The sequence below is a fragment of the Marinomonas sp. 63XJN7_7_ISO-PGPR-S23-202 genome (genome assembly GCF_056173505.1).
Genome location: NZ_CM149677.1, coordinates 4314070 through 4331417 on the forward strand (window position 1 = coordinate 4314070; position 17348 = coordinate 4331417).

The window sequence follows — 17348 nt, forward strand, 5'->3', positions numbered from 1 at the left end:
GCAGCCAATACGCTTTAAACCGAATAAGGTGGTAATGTCCAAATCTCATCAGCGTATTCTTGGATGGTACGATCCGATGAGAATTTGCCCACCCGAGCGGTATTCATCACCGCCATTTTGGCCCAACGCATTTTGTCTTGATAGGCTTCTGAGACGCGTTGTTGGCAATCAACATAAGCTCGATAATCTGCCATGACTTTATAAGGATCCCCACCTTGAAGGAGGCTATTTCGAATATCATCAAAGGCATGGGGGTCGTTTGGCGAGAAATGCCCCGAACAGAGCCAATCTAAGGCACCTTTCAGCTCTTCATCTTGTTGGTAATATTGATAAGGCTGGTAGCCATGGCGATCCAGTTCTTGGACTTGGTCGACATTGAGCCCGAAGATAAAAATGTTCTCTGGTCCCACTTCTTCCAATATTTCCACATTCGCCCCATCCAAGGTGCCAATAGTCACCGCACCATTCAATGCCAATTTCATGTTCCCTGTTCCAGAGGCTTCTTTCCCTGCTGTGGAGATTTGCTCGGACAAATCGGCTGCAGGAATAATATGTGATGCCAAGGAAACTCGATAATTGGGCAGAAAGGCCACTTTCAATTTCCCATTAATACGTGTGTCGTTATTGATCACATCCGCAACGGAGTTGATAGCATGAATAATGGTTTTGGCTAATGCGTACCCCGGAGCTGCTTTGGCACCAAAAATAAAGACTCTCGGTACCATATCTAACTCGGGTGAATTTAATAATCGATGGTAGAGCGTCAGAATATTTAATAGCGTTAAATGCTGACGTTTATATTCGTGCAAGCGTTTGATTTGCACATCAAACAAAGCATGGGGATCCACGTCGATATGACATTCTCTTTTAATAATCTGGGCAAGATGGACTTTATTTTGATGTTTGACGTCCATAAAAGCGGTCAGAAAGTCCTCGTCATCCTGTAAGGTTTCTAACTGACGCAGCCTATCTAAGTTCTTTGGCCAGTCGTTTTCGATACCATATTGGTCAAAGAGTTGCACCAGCCCTTCATTACAATTCAATAACCAGCGGCGTGGAGTGATGCCATTGGTTTTGTTGGTAAATTTATGAGGGTAAAGCTGATCAAAATAAGGGAACAACTCGCTTTTGAGTAATTGTGAGTGCAGTTCTGCCACGCCATTGACCTTATGGCTCGCAATCACCGCCAAGTGGGCCATGCGGATCATTTTATGATCCCCTTCTTCGATGATGGACATCGCCCGTTTGATATCATCCCTACCAGGCCAGTGCTGCTCAACGTCACTTAGAAAGCGGTAGTTGATTTCATAGATTAACTGCAAATGTCGTGGTAGAACCCTTTCGAATAATTCCACCCCCCATTTTTCTAACGCTTCGGGCAGTAAAGTATGATTGGTATAAGCGAAAGTGCGCGTGACAATATCCCAGGTGGTCTCCCAGCTTAAATGTTTGTCGTCCAGTAACGTCCTGGTCAATTCGACAATGGCAATGGCGGGATGCGTATCATTCAATTGGATGGCGGCTTTTTCTGGTAACCTTGACCAATCCGAATTCATCACCTCAAACCGTCGTAAAATATCCGCTAAAGAGCATGCCACAAAAAAGTACTGTTGTATTAAACGCAGCTCTTTACCATTGGCATTTTGGTCATTCGGATACAATACCTTGGAAATCGTTTCCCCAAGGACTTTAGAATGCACTGCTTCTACGTAATCGCCCTTGTTGAATTCTTCCAAGTCAAAATCTTCTGTGGAATGGGAAGACCACAATCGCAAAAAGTTGACGGTTTTCGTGTCATAGCCGGCGACGGGAATATCAAACGGTACGCCCATAACACTTCGTGTATCCACCCAATTCGGCCGACAGTTACCAGTGCTATCGTAAGAGACTTCCACGCGGCCATAAAACTGAATGATTTGCGAATACTCCGGACGCATGACATCCCAAGGGGTGCCATATTTGATCCAAGTATCAGGATGCTCTACCTGTTTCCCCTGTAAGAACTCTTGTTTGAACAAACCAAATTCATAATAAATGCCATAGCCAATCGCCGGTAAGTCTAAGGTCGCTAACGAGTCCAGAAAACAGGCAGCTAAGCGCCCAAGCCCTCCGTTTCCTAGGCCCATGTCCATTTCTTCATCACAGATTTTGTCCCAATCCAAGCCCAGTTCTTCAATGGCTTGTTTCGCTTCGTGATACACACCAACATTATGAGCATTATTGATCAGCATTCGGCCCATCAAATATTCCATTGATAGGTAATACACCCGTCGCACATTCTCTCGCGTATGCGACACTTGCGTTTCTACCATGTCATCTGTAATACGATCACGGATCGCGAGGGACAAGGCAAGCCACCAGTCTCTTGGGGTAGCTTGCTGAGGCAAATGCACCAAGGTATAACGCAAATGATGCAAGATACTGTCTTTCATACTTTGATAAGAAGCCAAACCGTTATGAGAATCTTCATGGGAAGAATCCGTCACTGAAAACATAACCTGCTCACCTTATGATGGGTTAAATGAAAAAGATCGGACTGAAAACAATACGCACTATACAGGTCTTATATTATGTTAATTCGCTCTTGTCACGTCTGATAACCAAATACCGTTATGAGTCTGTTGGTCTCTCTAAAGAGTGGTCAGTGGGTTGTGGTGTCACAGTCATTACCTTGAGGTGGGTCGACGATTCAAATCTATGCCATACATTCTTAGGCACAACGAATAGTTCCTGCTCGTTAAGCAGATGCTTTTCTTCCTGACCTTCGATTAATAACACCAGCGTAGTCGTTCCCTCTAAAGCCATGACAATTTCATCGCCAACGGAATGCCGCTCCCACTCACTGTTACCAGAGTAATGCCCCACATAAATGGCACCATCTCGATATTGGGATAATTCAAGAAAGGCCTTACTCGCACCACCAGAAAAGGCCATTCCTGGTGTGCGATTCGGCAGATATTCCAAGCCCGAAAAGGCCGTTTCAATAGATTTTTTCGCCAATTTACTCATTTAGCTCACCTTTTTTGTTAGGACGGTTGAACAAATATGGCGCTCAATCGACACGTTTCAAAGGACGATACCACAAATGACTTGGTATTCCGTAACGATCATTTATCTTGTATTTAACGCCGAAAGCAGGGCATTTCACGCTCGAAAAGCCCTGCTTACATCAGGAATAAAAGCTGTTCTATTCAAGTTGTTGGTTTAAGACAGTCAATTCCTTCTGCCATTGTTGTTGCTTAGCGGGCTTCTGGCGTTTGGGTTTACGAGCCAGATCCTCCTCTAGCAACCGCTCCAATTCGCAAATACGTTCCAATATTCGCTCATCTTCCGTCATGGCCGCTATAGCAACCGACTCTTCTGGAGAGAAAGGAGACGCATCAGTGAGTGCTCTTGGTTTACTACCGGTGTCACCTCCCTGAGAAGTGAAATAAACATCGCTATCGTGCAGTTCCACCAGCTGACCATTGTGTATCCACCAAAACCGCGTGGCGATATTTTCAATAAACCGCTGGTCATGGGAAGTAAACAGCAAAGAGATGCCCTCTTGCGTCAGGTCAGACTCCAATTCTTCCTTACCCTGCAAATCAATATGGTTGGTCGGTTCATCCATGATCAACAGGTTCGGTTGCTCCAACAGAAAGGTTAGCAGCAAAATACGTGCCCGTTCTCCACCACTGAGTACATTGACTCGTCGGCCATGATCAAGGTAGGGAAAGCCCCATTGGATCAGCACACGACGAATCTCTTCTTGGCTGGCAGTACAGTTTTGCCGGATCCAATCCGCGATTCCCAGTTCAACATTGAACTGCTCAAGCTCTTGGTCAAAATAGCCAATGCGCACATTAGGATTAAAACGGGTGGCACTCTGCTCACCAACATTTTGTTGATGCACCTTTATCAAGTGCTCAATACAGCTGGATTTACCACTCCCATTGACACCCAGTAGAGCAATACGATCACCAGGGCGAAAGTTAAGATCGGCAATGCGAAACAGCGGTCGACCATCCGGACTGCTAATGGTTTCATTTTCAAAAACAAAGACTTGTTTGGTTTTTAAAAACTCACTGTCCACTTTTAACGATAACCCTGACCCTTGAGTGACAAAGGTTTTATTGATTTCCAACTTATCGATGCGTTTTTCCATAGACTTGGCTTTTCGTGCTAAGTCTTCGTTGTCGTACACTTTCCCCCAGGTCGCCAATCGCTTGGCACTGGCTTTTAACTTATCGATTTCTTTTTCTTCCGCTTCCCGCGTTTTTCGGGCCGCTTCATCCGACTCCGCAAGCGCGACCTTGGCTTGTGAATAAGGAAGATGAAAGGCATAACAACGCCCATCACGAAGCCACAAAGTCCGTTGTGTCACTGAGTCCAATAAATCACGGTCATGGGAAATCATCAGAAACGACGGCGTATCCGGCAAGCTCAAATAACGTTTTAGGCAATACATCGCCTGGCTGTCCATATGGTTGCCCGGTTCATCCAACAACAGCAATTCAGGCTCTTCAATGATGGCACGAGCAAATAATACGAGGTTTTTCTGCCCGCCACTGAGAGAGTTTAAGGGACGTTGTAAGGTCGCCTCGTCAAAGCCAAGTTGCTGTAACAAGGTATCAACTTGATAACCACGAACGACCTGTTCATCCGCCGGAATATTATCCAGTACCGCTTGATGGGCCGAAATGGCTTCTAACTCTGGGGATAAAAATTGCTCAACCAAGCCAATCTTAAGCCCCCGCTGACGATGCAACTGACCACTGTCTAGCGTCAGCTCGCCAAGAAGAAGTTTTAATAGCGTTGATTTACCGCAACCATTGTGACCCACAAGGCCAATACGATCGCCAGATTCAATGGAAAAAGACAAAGAGTCAAACAGGTGCTTACTACCCGCTTGATAAGATAATTCGATAACAGAAATTAAAGACATAAATCACCTATGCGCAACATATCAAAAGATAGGCACAGATGAGCACTGACAATGTTCAGACGTTGTGTATCAGTTCAGAATAGTAATATCAGCGAAATCTGTGCGTTAACAACAAATTTGCGCTGTGCGTGGATCACCAAGATGAAATGCGAAATCTAATTCACATTGATATGCAATTTCTTGCATGGGTGGCCTCCTTTATCTGACAAGTGAATGGGATCTAGAAAGTATATACCGCAGTCTGTCAGAATATCAACGTGGCCAACAAAAAGTGTTTTTTATACTGACAGAAACTGACACAGGTATGTGCCAATATAGCGGCATATGTAGGTGGAATTTAAGATCATACCGCTGAAGGAAACGAAACCAATGTCTGAACCTTTTAAAAACCTCTTCAATGACACTGTTATTAGAAAAATGGCAGGCCACTTTCAACATCATTGGACAGAGTTTGATGCTCAAGGCTTTACCAAAGCGGCTTGTTATCAACTTGAAACGCTAGAACTGAAATTCTCATTGAGAGCTTTGCACGATGTCACGAGCGACACCAAGACGCGGCAAAAACAGACGAGAAAGCGGAGTTTATAGCTATAAATGAGCATTTTGAGTCTGTTTTTAACAAAGTATTGGCAAGCGCAGTAGTCGTGCAAAAGTCTCTCATTGATACTCCCCTGATAGGGCATAGGAGAGCTAGCCTATTCTCACTTGATTTCGCCCTGCCCCTTTCGCTTCGTACAGCAGCGTGTCCACACGTTTTAAAATACTAACTTGATCGTCGTTTTCTTGGCTGCCTGTTACACCTAGGCTGATCGTAAACCTAGGAAGAGAAGGTGTGTTGAATGTTTCAACTTTCAAGCGCAGTGCTTCGGCAAGCTTACCAGCCTCATCCAGACCTGTATTTTTTAGGAGGATGGCAAACTCTTCCCCACCAATTCGGAACAATATGTCGGTCTCGCGGATGAGTTTGCTTAACTCAGTCACCAGAAATTGCAACACTTTGTCCCCCACACCGTGACCATGCATGTCATTAATTTTTTTAAAGTAATCAACATCGATCAGCGCAAGACTAAATCGACCGCCACGATTAGCTAACGCTAACTCTTCTTTTAATAGCTCATCCCATTTATGACGATTATAGGCGCCTGTTAACTTATCTCGAGTGGCAAGTTCAATCAATTGACGCTCTACTTCATAGCGATTGCTACGCTCTTTAGAAAGCCGATTCGTCAAGATATTCAAATCCGCTTCAAGCACACTAAACTCATCTAAATCTTGATAGGCAGTGCGACCCACTTCATCAGAGTCTTCCTCTATTGTTCGATGTAAAGATTCAATTTTCCAATGAATAGAGCCCACTCGGCGCCGTACCGACTGCACAATATATAAGGTCAAATACGTCCCGATGAACAATGCGGAGATACCTAAGATCGCGTTCACTATCATCAACTCTTGCTCTTGTCTTTCAGTATAAAGAGACGCCTTGAGGGTTAGTTGATCGATATTTTTTAATAACATATCGGACTGAGTATCGAGTTTTTGACAGTGTTTTTCTATGTTGCCCCAATGGAGAGAGAAATCAGTGTCTCCATGTAAAAAAAACAGGTTTACTAGATGATCAAAAGTCTCTCGCTCAACATGCAATGAACGAATCTGTTTCATCAGTGTTTGATGATCCGCCACTTTTATACGGACACCACCACGTTTCAGGCCATTTTGAATGACCTGTGTGGCTTTAGCTAATTGTTTAGACAATGACTGGCTATAGTCATTGAATCCGAGCAAGGCTTTCTTTTTCAGTGATGGATGGTCGAAAAGAGCTTGTTTTTGTTGACGGATGGTTTCCATCAATAAATGTTGCTTAAGTTGTATAAGCTCAATCTCTGAAATAACGTCTGATAAAGGCACATCAATCTGAGCCACTTCTCGCATTTCATAATTGATTTTCTGCAACTTTAAGACAGAATAGAGAATCACAATAAACAAAAAAGACAACAGAACAAAAGAAAGACTACTCACTTTTCTCGTAATGGAGGCATTAAACCACTTAAACATATATCACTCTTTCTAATTACTCTCTAACGAGATATTGGCAAATAGGCTTTACATCAAATTCCAAAATGCTTCGACTAGCGGGTTTTTTAAGTTTTTCTTCAAGGTAAACAAACCTATGTCGTAAGGCGCTAACTCAGGCTTTACCTCTAGTACTTTAATTCGATCCACTAGAGGACTGTTATCTAGGACAATTTTGGGCACCACACCAATGCCAAAACCTAAACTCACCATACTCACGATGGCCTCGTTACCCGTTACCTGCGCATAAATCCGTGGCGTAATGTCATGCTGACGAAACCACTCATCGACACGGGTTCGAGACACGCCACTTTCCGACAGGATCATCGGAATGTTCGCCCATGCCTCTGGCTTAGTAGGAGGATTGGTGGGCACATTCGGTACTTGCTGATCTAGTGGCGCAATAAATAACAAAGGTGAAATAGCAATGGGCTTAAAGGCCATACCACGGGGTAAATTCGCAGGACGCGCAGCAATGGTAATGTCTTCTTTACCATCCAGAATGTGCCCGATCGCATGCTCTGGATCACCAGTACGTAGCTTAATCTCAATCGCCGGATAAGCAATACGAAAACGGCGCAGTAATTCATACAAGAAACTATAACTGGCGGTGACCGAACCATAGAGACTGATTTCACCACTCAGCTCATCGGGATTGTCCGTCAGCTCATGACGGATCAAATTCCATTGTCGGCTGGTATCACGGGCGTATTTGAGAAACTTTTGTCCTTCTTTAGTCAATACAACCGTGCGATTATCACGATTAAACAACACAACGCCTAGCTCATCTTCTAAGTGTCGAATGTTTCGCGACAAGGCCGAAATACTGATATGGCATTCGTCGCTAGCGCGCCCGAAATTCAATGCCTCTGCTAACGCAAGAAATTGCTTGATCGTTTTAATGTTCATAACACACCTTCGCCTACGAACTACTCATAATAAACCATGTTTGCAAAAAGTGGGACACTATATTGCGAATATATCAATTTACGAAAAAATGTTACTAGGATAGATTAGCTCTACTCGCAGAACGCCATCAGAATCTTGCTTGGCGGCTGTGTCATCCATTTTTAATATCGGCATGCTGTTATGGCCGATACATTAAACATAAAAACTAGGAAATGTTTACCATGGCTAACTACTTCAATACATTGCCGCTACGCGAGCAACTAGAACAACTGGGCAAATGCCGTTTCATGGACATGTCAGAATTTGCGGATGGCGTAGAAGCGCTAAAAGGCAAAAAAATGGTTGTCATCGGTTGTGGTGCACAAGGTCTTAACCAGGGCTTGAACCTACGCGACTCTGGCCTTGATGTTTCTTACGCGTTGCGTCCAGAAGCCATCGCTCAAAAACGTCAGTCTTGGAAAAACGCCACAGAGAATGGTTTTACTGTTGGTACATACGAAGACTTGATTCCAACAGCTGATGTGGTTCTTAACCTAACACCAGATAAGCAACACTCTTCTGTTGTTGAAGCGGTTATGCCACTTATGAAAGAAGGCGCTTGCCTATCTTACTCTCACGGTTTCAACATCGTAGAAGAAGGCATGCAAATTCGTGACGACCTAACGGTTATCATGGTAGCACCTAAGTGCCCAGGTTCTGAAGTACGTGCTGAATACGTTCGTGGCTTTGGTGTTCCAACACTGATCGCTGTTCACGAAGACAACGACCCTAAAGGCGAAGGTCTAGCCCTAGCAAAAGCTTACGCAGTGGGTACTGGCGGTCATAAAGCAGGCGTTTTGATGTCTTCTTTCATCGCCGAAGTGAAATCTGACTTGATGGGTGAGCAAACTATCCTTTGTGGTATGTTGCAAACAGGCTCTATCCTTTGCTTCGACAAAATGGTTGAAGAAGGCATCGATCCAGGTTACGCCTCTAAATTGATCCAATACGGTTGGGAAACTGTAACTGAAGCATTGAAATACGGCGGCGTGACCAACATGCTAGATCGTCTTTCTAACCCAGCTAAAATCAAAGCATTTGATCTGGCTGAAGAACTTAAGCAAATCATGCGTCCTTTGTACAACAAGCACCAAGACGACATCATGAGCGGTCATTTTTCTAAAACCATGATGGAAGACTGGGCAAACGACGACAAAAACTTGCTTCAATGGCGTGCAGATACCGCTGAAACCAACTTCGAGAAAACGCCTGCTGGCGACGTAGAAATCTCTGAACAAGAGTACTTCGACAACGGTATCTTGATGGTGGCTATGGTGAAAGCAGGTGTTGAGCTAGCATTTGAAACCATGACGGCTGCGGGCATCATTGCAGAATCGGCTTACTACGAGTCTCTACATGAAACCCCACTCATCGCGAACACCATCGCTCGTAAGAAACTGTACGAAATGAACGCGACGATCTCTGATACAGCAGAATACGGTTGTTACCTATACAACCATGCTTGTGTGCCTCTATTGGCTGACTTCATGAAAGGCATCAAATCTGACGTCATCGGTAAAGGACTTTCTGTAGAAGACAATGGCGTAGACAACGCTCGTTTGATCGAAGTAAACACAGCGCTTCGCTCTCATCCAGTTGAAGCGGTAGGCTCTGTTTTACGTGGTCATATGGCGGACATGAAAAAAATCGTTTAATACGATTATTGCGCTCGCCAATACTTTGTTAACAATAGACTCGTATTGGCTTCGCTCATAACATCGTCATTTTCATTTAAAAAGCCGAGCTTCAGAACTCGGCTTTTTTGTCTTTCTTGTTCTCAACAAAACATTAGGAAATACCATGGGCAGCATCCGCTTAGACAATATTCTCTTCAACAAGGTAACGGTGAACTTTGATGATCGCTTTACGCTAAGCGAGATTAACTGGACCATTGAGCCCGACCAGCACTGGGTAATTACCGGTACAAACGGCGCGGGTAAATCGGCCTTGGCGGCTGTGCTTGCAGGCGTTGGCGAGATTGAAAATGGCACGATAACAGGCCTTCCACAAAATGTGGGATTGGTGTCTTTTGAAGCCCAAGCCGAACTGATTGCCAAAGAACTAAAAAAAGACGACGCCGACATCATGGACGTGATTTCCCTCGGCACGCCCGTTCATGAAATGATTTTCGATAACTGCCAAGACCCAGAATTGGCTCAAGCACTGGTAGAAAAGTTCGGTTTAAGCCAATTGCTTGACCGTGCCTTCCGTAAACTCTCCACAGGCGAAACGCGCAAAGTCATGCTGATTCGCGCTTTGTCCAGCAAGCCAGATGTATTAATTCTCGATGAACCCTTCGACGGCTTGGATGTGGATACCCTTGCCATGCTACAAGAACATTTGACAAGCATAGTCGATACCACCCCCATGATCATGGTGCTTAACCGATTTGATGAAATGCCAGATTTTATCACCCACATTGCGTATGTAGACAATGGCAAGCTGGCTCTAACAGTAGACAAAAAAGACGAAAATGCTTTTAACGAGCTTTATCAATTACTGCATCTGAAAACCACCGATCTCAGTGTGCCAGACGCCGACCCAGCGAATAAACTGCCAGAACTCGATCCAAACCAGCCACTGGTCAGACTCAAGCAAGCCACCATCAAATACGGCGATACCGTGATTGTCGATAAGCTAGATTGGACCATAGAACAAGGGCAACATTGGCAACTCAGCGGCCCCAATGGCAGTGGCAAAACGGGCGTTTTGTCATTGATTACCGGTGATCATCCACAATGCTATACCAACGATATTTTCGTCTTTGGGTTTCAGCGCGGTAACGGCGAAAGCATCTGGCAGATCAAACAATTTATCGGCTATGTTTCCACGGCACTACAGTGGGAGTACCGCGTCAGCACCAGCTGCAAAAACGTCATTATTTCCGGCTTTTACGACAGCATCGGCATGTACAGCAAATCCACCGATAACCAAAAGAAAATCGCCGGTCAATGGCTTGCACTATTAGGCATGGAAGACCGCGCTGACCAGCCCTTTAACAAACTCTCCTACGGCGACCAACGTTTATTACTCATCGCCCGCGCCATGGTGAAACACCCACCATTATTGATCCTAGACGAGCCCTGCCTTGGTCTCGACGACATGAACCGCCAACTTGTCCTCGCCCTAATCGAAAAAATCTGCGAAGGAAAAGAAACCACGGTGCTCTACGTCAACCACCACGCGGAAGACCAGATCAAAGGGATAGAAAACTACTTGGGACTAAAGAAGAATAACTAGCTTTTATTTGACCCACTGCCTTAGACAAAAAGTCATGTGACGCTTTATTTGGAAAACAAGGGCACACCTACTTCATATATAGCGTCACACTCGTTTTCAAAAGCTGATATATTAGGTTAACGAGCCTACAAAAACTGTCGCAAAGGACATTGCTGTGCCAAAAAACCAACCCTTTACTGACGAAGAAAAACGGCAGTTAGAAGCCAGATTAAAAAAACTGGAAAAAGAAGCTATCGTCCTTTTTTCCGCCCGTTGCGCATTACGAGTGTTTCCATTATTAGCAGAAACAGCCGGACCAAAGACGTATTTTTATTATTGGCCGGATCCAGACAAAACCAAGCATCTATTGGCCATTTGGCAAGCATTACTGATCCATAACCGTTATAATAAGAACCCCGACTTCGCCGCCGCCAGAGCCGCCGCCAGAGCCGCCGCCAGAGCCGACGCCGCCAGAGTCACCGCCGCCAGAGCCGACGCCGCCGTCTTCGCCGCCAGAGCCGCCGTCTTCGCCGCCTCCACCGCCGCCGCCAGAGCCGCCGCCAGAGCCGCCGCCGCCGCCAGAGCCGCCGCCGCCAGAGCCGCCACCACCGCCGCCGCCAGAGCCAGAACCGATTTTTTTCCAGATATTAAAACAGATTTAGAATCCGATTTAGCACAATTAGAAAGTGGTGAACACTCAGTATTATCAGCATCCCCCCTATGGCATCAACCTGATCAAGTTTATTTACGCTGGCTAGAAAAACATCTTCCTGAAGCATTAAGCCAGTTATCGACAGAACAACAATCGCCAAATATCAAAAAAATGATTGAGAATATTTGGCCTATCTATCAGGGAATTTTTAATGGCAAACCAGACAATCAAGCAATAGAAAGTACACTCGATCAATTGGAAGCCTATTTTTCTGACAAGAATAACGAAGAAGAAAATGACGCCACTATAGATCACACCAGCGCCCTACAATATTCTGTTGATGATTTTGAAAGCATCGCGGGCAATCGCCACAGCAGCCATCAATATGCGACAGAAGATAAGCTCAACCGTCAGAATCTAGTGAATACCTTAGCGGCTTTACTGCAAAACCAAAATAATCATCACCATCAGACCATTGGTTTATTAGGCCATTGGGGCGTTGGTAAAACTTCTGTTGTCGAGCTACTTAAAACTACCCTGCAAACGAAAAAAAACACAGACACCCCAGAGTTTTTATTTGCTGAGTTTAATGCTTGGGAGTACGAGCATACGGACAATCTGCAAGCAGGCATCGCCCAAGAAATGATTAAGGCGCTATCTAGCCCTGAACCGAAATCTGACCATAAGAAAAAAAACTATTGGCCTATACAAAAAGTTTTTCTAACGCTACGGTTTGCATGGAGTTTGCAGGGATGGAAGATATTAGCTCCCTTATTTCCTCTTGTTTTCGCACTTGCGCCTATTTGTTTTTTATACTTTTTTAAAACACTGTTTGAGCAAATAAATGAATCGGTGATATACATTTTTTCAACTGCTTGGTTCATCGGTTTTTTGTACCCAACGTGGAAAGAACTTAAGACAGTGTTTGCAGGAGCGCTAGCAAAAGAGTTTTTAACCTACTTAAAATTACCTGATTATGGCGAACACTTAGGCACAATTCCGGTAATGCGTGAGCACATTAAGAAACTCACCAAGGTACGTTTGGGTAATGAAAAACGCTTGCTATATGTGGTAGATGATTTAGACCGCTGTGGACACAAGGGCATTGTTAAAGTACTCGAAGCAGTGCGAATGGTGCTAGATTTAGACAATGTCATAGTGGTAATCGCCGTAGACCAACGCATTGCCCTAGCGGCGCTGGCGCTTAATTACAAAGAACTCGCCACACAGCATCACATTGAAGATCCTAGACTCATCGCTCGCGATTACTTAGCAAAAATCATCCACCTTCCTATCGTATTGACTGAGCCCGATGAAGCGTCTGTATCCAGTTACCTTGAACACCTCTGGGAACAAACCAGTTCACCAGAAAGTAAAGCGCTAGCCGAAAAGGCAGACATCTTACCCCAAGAGGATGAAAACTTTATTAAAACAAATAACACCAACAACACAGATGAAGCAAACCAGACAGATGGTATTGGTCAAGAAGCAAAGACCGAACAAGAAGGAAACGTCACTAGACAGAATACTGAAAAAACCAACACAGAAACGTCGGAAACAGACTCTCCCATTGAAAAAAACGAAACAGTAGCTCCCACAAAAGATATTAAACAAATAGAACAACTCACCGAGCCACAAAAACGTGCCTTCACTTATTGGCTTAAGCATTTCGAGTTATCTAACCCTCGTCAGATAAAACGTTTGAATAACAGCTTTAATCTACTTCGTAATTTTTACTCCGGAGAGGATAAAGAGTCAGTAGAAGTAACAACCGAAGAAGCAGGAAGTGAACATGCCTTCCCCATGATGGTGACGCTGTTTGCTTTTGAATACCTGAACAATCTTGATGACATACAAAAGCGGCAAAAATTAAAAAAACTGATTAATAAAGAAAGTGATGATTTAACTAAGAAGGAAGAGGTATATCTAACAGACCACAAAATAACGCCATTGGTAATTGAGCTGGCAAACCTTAGCTTAAAAAACACCACCATGATCCTAGGTATTGAGCCCTTCGTCCTTCCAGGAATTGATATAAATACTAGATAATGAACCGCCAACTTGTCCTCGCGCTGATTGAGAAAATTTGTGAAGGCAAAGAAACCACGGTTCTCTACGTCAACCACCACGCGGAAGACCAGATCAAAGGGATAGAGAATTACTTGGGGTTGAAGAATAACTAGCCCCTTGACGATTCTTCTGATCAAAGGTAAAAATAGAGCTATGAAAAACGTATCCCTTACTCAACAACGAATTATTATCATCATTCCTAGGAGTGGTGGGCTCGTTGTTGAGTAAATAAAGCAAACCCGCCCAAGAGGCGGGTTTCTTTTTTCGGCTTCTTGGGTGTTAACAGGAAGCCGATATGAGCACTCAAGACTCCCCTTCGCATTTAGCCCCCGAGGCGAATAATCCCTCTGCATCTGAGCGTTTTTCGTTCGTGGATGCTGAACAGGCTGTGCTGACATTTTGGCAGGACAAACAGATTTTTAAGCGTTCTCTTGCCGCGTCGAAAAATAAACCCGACTATGTGTTTTACGATGGCCCGCCGTTTGCAACGGGTTTGCCCCATCATGGTCATCTGGTGGCATCGACCATCAAAGACATCATCCCGCGTTACTTTACGATGAAAGGATTCCATGTAGACCGCCGTTTTGGTTGGGATTGTCATGGTTTGCCCATCGAGCATGAAATCGATAAATCCCTTGGTATGTCCGCCAAAGAAGCGGTTGAATCACTGGGTATCGCCCGTTACAACGGGGAATGCCGTGGCATTGTTCAGCGTTATGCCAGCGAATGGGAAAAGACCATCACGCGCCTTGGCCGCTGGGTAGATTTTGACAACGATTATCGCACCATGGAGCCTTGGTATATGGAATCCGTTTGGTGGGTCTTCAAACAATTGTGGGACAAAGGACTCGTCTACCAAGGCGACAAGGTCATTGCCTATTCCACTGAGCTGGAAACCGTATTATCCAATTTTGAAGCCAGTTCTAACTACAAAGAAGTTCAAGACCCTGCAGTCACAGTGTTGTTTAAACTCGTAGAGGAAGAAGCTTATTTTGCAGCATGGACGACGACTCCTTGGACATTGCCTTCAAACCTTGCCCTGTGTGTTGGCCCAGATATCCCTTATGTCAAAGTACATGATGACTCTATAAACAAAACTCTTTGGCTCGCCGAGGCGCAACTGGAATCTGTGTGCAAAGGCCGTGATGTAGAGGTGCTTGATAGAGTTGTGGGAGCAGACTTGAGTGGTAAACGCTATGAACCGCTTTTCCCCTATTTTAGCCACTTGAATGAGTCCGGCGCTTTCCAAGTATTTGCCGATGATTTTGTCTCAACTGGCAGTGGTACAGGTATTGTCCACATGGCACCCGCTTTTGGCGAAGACGATAACCGCGTCTGCAAAGCCAATGGTCTACACGCCTCTGTTTGCCCTCTGGACAGCCGTGGCCGCTTCACCCATGAAGTGACAGACTTCGAGAGCTTGTATGTGAAAGACACGGATAAAGCCATCGTGCAAACATTAAAAGCGCGTGATCTTTTGTACCGTCAGGAAACCATCACCCATAGTTATCCTTTTTGCCCTCGCTCCGATACGCCCATCATCTATCGCTCTGTGCCCTCTTGGTACATCAAGGTAGAGCAAATGCGTGCCGAACTACAGGCCAACAACGAACAGATCAATTGGGTGCCAGAGCATATCCAGCAAGGCCGAATGGGAAAATGGTTAGAAGGGGCGATCGATTGGTCGGTATCGCGTAACCGCTATTGGGGTACTCCACTGCCAATCTGGGTAAACGATACAACAGGAAAACACTTATGCCTTGGCTCTATAGAAGAGTTAAAAAACTACACTGGCGTCACTGTCGACGATTTGCATCGCGATCATGTTGATGAACTGACTTTCTCCCTTCCAGAGGAGCCAGGCACCTATCGACGCATTGCGGAAGTATTCGACTGCTGGTTTGAGTCCGGCGCCATGCCTTATGCACAAGTGCACTATCCGTTTGAAAATAAAGGGCAATTTGAGCAAAACTTCCCAGCTGCGTTTATCGCAGAAGGAGTGGATCAAACACGAGGCTGGTTTTATACCTTACAAGTTCTCAGCCAATGTTTGTTCGGGCGACCAGCGTTTAAAAACGTTATCGTCAATGGCATCGTGATGGCGGAAGATGGCAAGAAAATGTCCAAGCGCCTCAAAAACTACACGCCCCCTGATACTCTGATGGAGCACTACGGGGCGGATGCTTTGCGTCTCTATTTGATCAACTCAGGCTTGGTAAAGGCGGAAGAGCAACGTTTTTCTGATGCTGGCGTACAAGATATGGTGCGTCAGGTCTTGTTGCCTTGGCTCAATGGTTTTCGCTTCTTCTCGACTTACGCCGAGATCGACCAATGGCAAGACACTGGATCGGACAAACCCTCTGATAACATCTTGGATCAGTGGATATTGTCTCGCCTGCAAACCTTAACAACCAAGGTCAATCAGGAGATGCAAGCCTACCATCTCTACAACGTGGTGCCTGCGCTATTTGAGTTTATCGAAGATCTCACCAATGGCTATATCCGTTTGAATCGAGCCCGATTTTGGCAAAAAGAATGGAATGAAGACAAACAACAGGCTTATGACACTTTGTACTCTTGTTTGGATACATTTGGTACGTTAATGGCACCTTTTACGCCCTTCCTTGCGGAACATCTATACCAAGAGCTGCTGCCTTTTTCAGCTAACGATAGGCCAGACTCTGTGCATTTGTGTGACTACCCCACAGCGAATACGGCATTAAAAGACGAAGACTTAGAAGCCAGTGTCGCTCGTGTTCAGCATATCTTGGTAATGGGTCGTCAATTGCGTAACGATTTGAAAATCAAACTAAAAACCCCGCTCAAATCGCTGACCGTATTGCATAAAGAGGCTCAGGTACTAAACGACATCGCTCGTTTGGCGGATTACATTCAAACCGAGCTGAACATCAAAGACGTATTCTTTAGCCAACAAGAGAATGACTTCATCGATTTCTACGCTAAAGCGAATTTCCCTGTTTTGGGCAAACGTCTTGGCAAGCAAATGAAACACTATGCAGCACGCATTGCGCAACTCAATGAGCAAGAGCTGGGGCATCTAGAAACCCACGGGCAAATCGAGGTGGACGGGCAAGTTTTAACCAAGAGGAGATTCACGTCTATCGTCAGGCCAAAGCAGGTACGCACACCACATCCAACCGTTTTGTGTCGATCAGCATCGACCCAGAACTGACAGAAGAACTGGTGGCAGAAGGCGCCATGCGAGAGATAGTCAGCCATATTCAGAAAATGCGTAAACAACAGGGCTACAAGGTATTGGATCGTATCGACATTAGCATTGAAGCGAGTGACGAACTGGCTCATTGGTGTCAGCAACACCTTGATTACATCAAGACAGAAACCTTGGCAGATAAACTGCATTTTACGAGTTTATCTGAGACGATTACCCCCTTAGTGACGGATCTGGGCATGGTTAAAGTCATGGTTGATTTAAGCAACTAG

General features: G+C 45.0%; 9 protein-coding genes and 1 pseudogene. 5 read left to right on the top strand and 5 right to left on the bottom strand.

Annotation, left to right across the window (positions count from 1 at the left end; all coding sequences use genetic code 11):
* Positions 1-14: 14 nt before the first annotated feature.
* The 3 genes from AC0VYG_RS19900 to AC0VYG_RS19910 form a co-directional block, all read right to left on the bottom strand.
* A complete protein-coding gene (locus AC0VYG_RS19900; protein ID WP_475429638.1) occupies positions 15-2495 on the bottom strand; it encodes a glycogen/starch/alpha-glucan phosphorylase in 2481 nt (826 codons plus the stop codon).
* Between the two features lie 115 nt (positions 2496-2610).
* Positions 2611-3009 (bottom strand): cupin domain-containing protein, encoded by a 399-nt coding sequence (locus AC0VYG_RS19905; RefSeq protein ID WP_475429639.1) that lies wholly within the window; start codon positions 3007-3009, stop codon positions 2611-2613.
* A gap of 178 nt (positions 3010-3187) precedes the next feature.
* Positions 3188-4927, bottom strand: a complete 1740-nt coding sequence (locus tag AC0VYG_RS19910) for an ABC-F family ATP-binding cassette domain-containing protein (protein ID WP_475429640.1) — start codon at positions 4925-4927, stop codon at positions 3188-3190.
* A 369-nt stretch (positions 4928-5296) separates the two neighbouring features.
* On the opposite strand from AC0VYG_RS19910, the gene AC0VYG_RS19915 reads away from it, so the two are divergent.
* Positions 5297-5515: a hypothetical protein gene (locus AC0VYG_RS19915; RefSeq protein ID WP_475429641.1), complete on the top strand. Its 219-nt coding sequence runs from the start codon at positions 5297-5299 to the stop codon at positions 5513-5515.
* Positions 5516-5617: 102 nt separating this feature from the next.
* On the opposite strand, the gene AC0VYG_RS19920 is transcribed toward AC0VYG_RS19915, so the two are convergent.
* On the bottom strand, positions 5618-6979 hold the full coding sequence (locus AC0VYG_RS19920; protein WP_475429642.1) for a GGDEF domain-containing protein: 1362 nt from the start codon (positions 6977-6979) through the stop codon (positions 5618-5620).
* 48 nt (positions 6980-7027) lie between these two features.
* Entirely contained in the window at positions 7028-7906 is an 879-nt protein-coding gene (gene ilvY / locus AC0VYG_RS19925) for an HTH-type transcriptional activator IlvY (RefSeq protein ID WP_475429643.1), read from the bottom strand.
* Positions 7907-8127: 221 nt separating this feature from the next.
* Here ilvY and ilvC point away from each other — a divergent pair, with 221 nt between their 5' ends.
* From ilvC to ileS, 4 genes and pseudogenes are all read left to right on the top strand, one after another.
* Complete coding sequence (ilvC, locus tag AC0VYG_RS19930) at positions 8128-9600, top strand: ketol-acid reductoisomerase (protein WP_475429644.1); 1473 nt, start codon at positions 8128-8130, stop codon at positions 9598-9600.
* 145 nt (positions 9601-9745) lie between these two features.
* Complete coding sequence (gene modF, locus AC0VYG_RS19935) at positions 9746-11185, top strand: molybdate ABC transporter ATP-binding protein ModF (RefSeq protein ID WP_475429645.1); 1440 nt, start codon at positions 9746-9748, stop codon at positions 11183-11185.
* 154 nt (positions 11186-11339) lie between these two features.
* The gene (locus tag AC0VYG_RS19940; RefSeq protein ID WP_475429646.1) at positions 11340-13865 is read left to right on the top strand and encodes a KAP family P-loop NTPase fold protein; all 2526 of its coding nucleotides are present in this window, start codon (positions 11340-11342) and stop codon (positions 13863-13865) included.
* Between the two features lie 316 nt (positions 13866-14181).
* Positions 14182-17348 (top strand): annotated as a pseudogene (gene ileS, locus AC0VYG_RS19945) (isoleucine--tRNA ligase).

Bases quoted from the DNA above. Each gene is read 5' to 3' on its own strand.
- AC0VYG_RS19900 (WP_475429638.1), bottom strand. From the start codon at position 2,495: ATGTTTTCAGTGACGGATTCTTCCCATGAAGATTCTCATAACGGTTTG.
- AC0VYG_RS19905 (WP_475429639.1), bottom strand. From the start codon at position 3,009: ATGAGTAAATTGGCGAAAAAATCTATTGAAACGGCCTTTTCGGGCTTG.
- AC0VYG_RS19910 (WP_475429640.1), bottom strand. From the start codon at position 4,927: ATGTCTTTAATTTCTGTTATCGAATTATCTTATCAAGCGGGTAGTAAG.
- AC0VYG_RS19915 (WP_475429641.1), top strand. From the start codon at position 5,297: ATGTCTGAACCTTTTAAAAACCTCTTCAATGACACTGTTATTAGAAAA.
- AC0VYG_RS19920 (WP_475429642.1), bottom strand. From the start codon at position 6,979: ATGTTTAAGTGGTTTAATGCCTCCATTACGAGAAAAGTGAGTAGTCTT.
- ilvY (WP_475429643.1), bottom strand. From the start codon at position 7,906: ATGAACATTAAAACGATCAAGCAATTTCTTGCGTTAGCAGAGGCATTG.
- ilvC (WP_475429644.1), top strand. From the start codon at position 8,128: ATGGCTAACTACTTCAATACATTGCCGCTACGCGAGCAACTAGAACAA.
- modF (WP_475429645.1), top strand. From the start codon at position 9,746: ATGGGCAGCATCCGCTTAGACAATATTCTCTTCAACAAGGTAACGGTG.